Origin of the sequence: Amnibacterium sp., from assembly GCF_025463795.1 — a bacterium.
In the GTDB taxonomy this organism is placed as follows: Bacteria; Actinomycetota; Actinomycetes; order Actinomycetales; family Microbacteriaceae; genus Amnibacterium.
Genome location: NZ_JAODBE010000202.1, coordinates 1 through 4295, shown reverse-complemented (window position 1 = coordinate 4295; position 4295 = coordinate 1). Strand labels below are relative to the sequence as shown.

Below are 4295 nucleotides of genomic sequence, written 5' to 3'. Positions count from 1 at the left end.
CCCTCCGGAGCGGCCGGACGCCGACCGCGACGGCCACGAGGGCCAGCGCGACGAGCGACCCGGCGACCGGCAGGACCGGCCAGCCGGCCGGCAGCGCGAGGAGCGCGGCGCCCGCGAGCACCACGATCAGCAGGAACCCGGCGAGCGAGCGATAGGCGGGCAACCGCACGTCGGCGAGCGCCTCCGCGGCCGACGCACCGAGCCGGCCGTCCCACAGCGCATGGGCGGCGCGGTGGTTCCAGCCCGCGATCGTCCAGCGGGCGGGCGCCCGGTGCGCGGCGGTCGACATGGCGTGACCGTAGGGCCGCGGCGGGCCGGTCCGCGCGCCCCAGTTCGCGGCACGCGGCCGCTCCCCGACCGGCGGCAGCCGAGCGCAGGAGGCGAGGCATGCGGCGTCCGCGCACGAATCTCAGAGCGGGTTCCTCTCCTCGCGGCCTACCTTCCGCGCATGGACTTCAACGGTGACGATCCGCCCGACTGCCCTCGGTGCCTGCACGTCCTGCGCTGGACGGGCACCGACCGGTATCCCTTCTGGGAGTGCGCCCATTGCGGGTTCTTCACGGCGACGCTCTGAGGGTCAGCGGGCGGCCGCCGCAGCCGCCCAGTCGATCCGGTGCCGGTCGGGCTTCCCGCCGGACGAGCGCGCTGGAGGCCTGCCGCGCGTGGTGGAATGCGGCTGTGACTCCGACGACGCCCACGCTCGAGCAGCGACGGATCGACCTGCTCGCCCTCGAGGACCAGCTCACGGGCCGCGAGCGGGACTGGCGCGACGGGGTGCGTGATCTCGTCGACCGCGCCATCCGCCCGAACGCGGCCCGGTGGTTCGCGGATGCGACCTTTCCCGCCGACCTCGTGTCGGAGCTCGGCGCCGCGGGTCTGCTCGGCGCCCATCTGACGGGCTACGGCTGCGCCGGTCGCAGTGCCGTCGAGTACGGCCTCGCCGCGATGGAGCTCGAGGCCGGGGACTCCGGCATCCGCACGCTCGTGTCGGTGCAGGGCTCCCTCGCGATGACCGCGATCGCCCGGTACGGGTCGGAGGCGCAGCGCGAGCGGTGGCTGCCGGCGATGGCGACGGGCGAGGCGCTCGGCTGCTTCGGCCTCACGGAGCCGGAAGCCGGATCCGACCCGGCGGGGATGCGCACCACGGCGAGCCGCACGACCGACGGGGGCTGGTCGATCACCGGCTCGAAGCGGTGGATCGGGCTCGCCTCCGTCGCCGAGATCGCCGTGATCTGGGCCCGGACCGAGGCGGGCGTGCGCGCGTTCCTCGTGCCGACGGCGACGCCCGGCTTCAGCGCGACGCCGATCGCACCGAAGCTGTCGATGCGCGCCTCGGTGCAGTGCGACATCGCGCTCGACGACGTGCGCGTGCCATCCGAGGCGCAGCTGGCCGACGCCCACGGACTCGGGGCGGCTCTTCGGTGCCTGAACGAGGCGCGGTACGGGATCGTCTGGGGCGCGATGGGCGCCGCTCGCGACGCGATGGAGGTCGCCGTCGCCTACGCGAAGCAGCGCGAGCAGTTCGGCTCGCCGATCGCCGCCTTCCAGCTGACGCAGCAGAAGCTCGTCGACATGCAGCTCGAGATCGAGAAGGGCCTCCTGCTCGCGCTGCACCTCGGCCGGCTCAAGGACGCGGGGCGGCTCACGCCGGAGCAGGTGTCCCTCGGCAAGCTGAACAACGTGCGGGAGGCGATCGAGGTGTGCCGGCAGGCGCGCACGATCCTCGGGGGCAACGGGGTGACGACGGAATACTCGCCGCTGCGGCACGCGCTCAACCTCGAGAGCGTGCGCACCTACGAGGGCACGGACGAGGTGCACACCCTCGTGCTCGGCGCCGCGATCACCGGCATCCCGGCGTTCCGCATCGGCTGACCTCTGCGGCGGGTGAACCGATCCGGGGCCGCGGTCGTTGTTCGACATGACGGCGGCCGTCGTCGATCCCGACCGAGGAGTCCCCATGCGACCGACCGCTCTCGCCACCGCCGTGTCCGGCGCAGGATTACTGGCCGTCGGATTGAGCGGATGCGCGTCGGCCGCGGACGCCGGCACGATCGCGTCGGGCGCCGCACCGGCGTCGGCGCCCGTCTCGTCGTCGTCGGTGCCGTCCGGAACGACCTTCAAGGACGGCACCTACAGCGATCTCGGCCGGTACACCTCGCCGGGCGGCGCGTCCGCGGTGGCCGTGACGCTCACGCTGAAGCAGGGCGTGGTCACGGCGCTCGAGGTCGTGCCGAAGGCGGAGAACCCGACCGCCTCCGGCTACGAGTCCCGGTTCGCCTCCGGCGTCGGCGGCACGGTGATCGGCAAGCCCATCACCGCCCTCAACGTGACGGTCGTGTCCGGCTCGTCGCTCACGAGTCAGGGCTTCGACGCCGCCATCGCGGCCATCGAGGCGAAGGCCGCGGCGTGACCGTGGCCGTCCTCGCCCCTGCGCGGCCGGCGAGCGACCGGATCCGCCGCGCCGCCGACCGGCTGCTGGCGCGCTGGAGCATGTACCGCGTCGTGCTCGCGGCGCTCGTCGTGCTGCTCACGGCTGCCGCGATCACCGGCGCGACCGGCATCACGCCCTATCCCCCGCTCGCGATCCTCGCCTCGACGGCGGTCGCACTGGCCGCGACCCTGGGCGGCACGTGGCTCGCCGCCGCGCCGCTGCGCGTGCGCCCGCACCCCGAGTCGAGCCTGATCACCGCGCTGCTCGTCGTCTGCCTCTTCTTCCCCGGGCTCGACGTCCGCGACCTCGGTGCCGTGGCGATCGCGGGTGCGGTCGCCGGGATCTCGAAGACGCTGCTCGCGTGGCGCGGCCGGCACGTGCTCAATCCGGTGGCGGTCGGCGCCGTCGTCGTGACGCTCACCCAGGTGTCGGGCGCCGCCTGGTGGATCGCGACGCCACCGCTGCTGCCGGTGCTGCTCGTCGGGGGCGCCGTCGTGCTGCTCCGCGCCGGTACGTGGGACACCGCGCTGGCGGTCGTCGTCGTGGCACTGCCCGGTGCGGCCGTCCGACTCGCCGCCGGCGGCCTCCCGCTGCCCGCCGCCGCCTGGACGGCCGTGGCCTCCTATCCGGTGCTGTTCTTCGCGGCCTTCATGGTGTCGGAGCCCCTCACGCAGGCGCCGCGACGGTGGCAGCGGCTCCTTGTCGGTGTGCTCATCGGCGCCCTGACGCTGATCCCGTTCCAGGTGGGCCCCGTGGCGACCTCTCCCGAGGTGGCGCTGCTCGTGGGCAACGCCGTCGCGTTCGGGTTCGGGCCGCGGCGACGGATCCGTCTCACGGTCGCCGACCGCCGGCTCGAGGACGGGGTGCTGCGGCTCACGTTCGCACCCGAACGGCCGGTGCGCTTCCGCGCCGGCCAGTACGTCGAGCTGACGCTGCCCGGCGGCCGCGGCGACGGCCGCGGCTCGCGGCGGGTCTTCAGCGCGGCGAGCAGCCCGCTGGCCCCGGAGCTCGTCGTCGTGACGCGGCTGGCCGAGCCCGCCAGCTCCTTCAAGCGACGCCTCGCCGGGCTGCGCCCCGGCGACCGGGTCGCGGGCGGCGCGCTCGGCGGCGACTTCGTCGCCCCGGCGGACGACGGCCCGCAGGTCTGGTTCGCGGGCGGCATCGGCATCACGCCGTTCGCTGCCTTCGCCGACGACCTGGTGCGGCGTGGGCGTCCGGCGGACGTCGTGCTCGTGCAGGTCGCGCGCACGCCCGGCGACCTGCTCCTCGCGCCGGTGCTCGCCGCGGCCGGCGTGCGGGCCCTCGTCGTCGGACCGGCGGCCGTCGAGCCAGCGCTCCCTGCGGGCTGGACGCGGGTCGCGGACGACCTCGCCGCGCTGGACCTCGCCGCACTGATCCCGGACCTGAGGGCGCGCTGGGCCGGCGCGGCCGGGAGCCCTGCCTTCGTGCGGGCCGTCCGCCGGATCAGCCGCGCGGCCGGTGGCCGGCGCATCCGCACCGACCGCTTCCTCGGCGCCTAGCCGGCGAGGTCGGCCCTCGCGAGCACGGTGCCCGTGTCGGTGCGGATGTCGACGCTGCGGATGGCGCTGCGCGGGATGCTCGTCGCCGCGGCGAGACCGGACGCCCTCTCGCCGTGCACACCCCAGGTGGCGACGACCGCGGTGCGCCCGGCTGTCGTCGTGACGACCAGGCGGTAGCTCGACGCGGCGTAGGCGTCGACCCCGCCCGTCGGGTAGGTGCATGACCAGGTGAGCTTCGTGCCCCACGCGACGCCGGTGGCGGTGAGCTGGGCCGAGACCGCGGAACCGTGCACGGGTGCGAGCCGGGTCGCGGCCGCAGCGGGCCCGGCGGGCACCGCACCGAC

At 75.3% G+C, this 4295-nt stretch carries 5 protein-coding genes and 1 pseudogene; 4 read left to right on the top strand and 2 right to left on the bottom strand.

The window, feature by feature from the left end:
* Positions 1–289 (bottom strand): hypothetical protein (locus JWQ92_RS16665; protein WP_297345585.1); only part of this gene is annotated, 289 nt, incomplete at its 3' end.
* A 159-nt stretch (positions 290–448) separates the two neighbouring features.
* On the opposite strand from JWQ92_RS16665, the gene JWQ92_RS16660 reads away from it, so the two are divergent.
* From JWQ92_RS16660 to JWQ92_RS16645, 4 genes are all read left to right on the top strand, one after another.
* A complete protein-coding gene (locus tag JWQ92_RS16660) occupies positions 449–574 on the top strand; it encodes a hypothetical protein (protein WP_297345584.1) in 126 nt (41 codons plus the stop codon).
* Between the two features lie 104 nt (positions 575–678).
* Positions 679–1872, top strand: a complete 1194-nt coding sequence (locus tag JWQ92_RS16655; protein ID WP_297345583.1) for an acyl-CoA dehydrogenase family protein — start codon at positions 679–681, stop codon at positions 1870–1872.
* A gap of 85 nt (positions 1873–1957) precedes the next feature.
* On the top strand, positions 1958–2410 hold the full coding sequence (locus JWQ92_RS16650; RefSeq protein WP_297345582.1) for an FMN-binding protein: 453 nt from the start codon (positions 1958–1960) through the stop codon (positions 2408–2410).
* Positions 2407–3951, top strand: a complete 1545-nt coding sequence (locus JWQ92_RS16645) for an oxidoreductase (protein ID WP_297345581.1) — start codon at positions 2407–2409, stop codon at positions 3949–3951. Before JWQ92_RS16650 ends, JWQ92_RS16645 begins: the two co-directional genes overlap by 4 nt.
* Here JWQ92_RS16645 and JWQ92_RS16640 read toward each other — a convergent pair.
* Positions 3948–4295, bottom strand: a pseudogene (locus JWQ92_RS16640) (hypothetical protein); the annotation flags it as partial. The gene JWQ92_RS16645 and the pseudogene JWQ92_RS16640 sit on opposite strands and share 4 nt — an antisense overlap.

Bases quoted from the DNA above. Each gene is read 5' to 3' on its own strand.
- JWQ92_RS16650 (WP_297345582.1), top strand. From the start codon at position 1,958: ATGCGACCGACCGCTCTCGCCACCGCCGTGTCCGGCGCAGGATTACTG.
- JWQ92_RS16660 (WP_297345584.1), top strand. From the start codon at position 449: ATGGACTTCAACGGTGACGATCCGCCCGACTGCCCTCGGTGCCTGCAC.